General features: G+C 73.4%; 1 protein-coding gene. It reads right to left on the bottom strand.

The features are described 5' to 3' along the window. Positions 1 to 39: 39 nt before the first annotated feature. Positions 40 to 286: DUF2938 family protein (locus SB751_RS29610; protein WP_410748974.1), on the bottom strand; the 247-nt coding region annotated here is incomplete at its 5' end.

Below are 286 nucleotides of genomic sequence, written 5' to 3' on the forward strand. Positions count from 1 at the left end.
GGCAAGGCTGTCCGGGCCGACCGGGATGCGTGCGCCGCTTCAGGCCTCCAGCGTCTTTGCCACGGCCCATCCCGCCAGATACAACCCCACGCCGAACGACGCATGCGCCATCAGGCTGCGCAGCCGTGCCACGCCGGGTTTCGGGGTCCTGGACGCCGCGATGCCGGCGCCCATGCCGGGTTGCAGGATCAGGAAGGGCGCGGCGACCGTGGCGATGCCGACGGTCAGCGCCGGCAGCAGCGTCGGTCGCGCGGCCCAGGCCGGGCCCCAGATAGCCAGCAGCAGG

This window comes from Cupriavidus sp. SIMBA_020 (assembly GCF_046535395.1).
Taxonomy (GTDB): domain Bacteria; phylum Pseudomonadota; class Gammaproteobacteria; order Burkholderiales; family Burkholderiaceae; genus Cupriavidus; species Cupriavidus campinensis.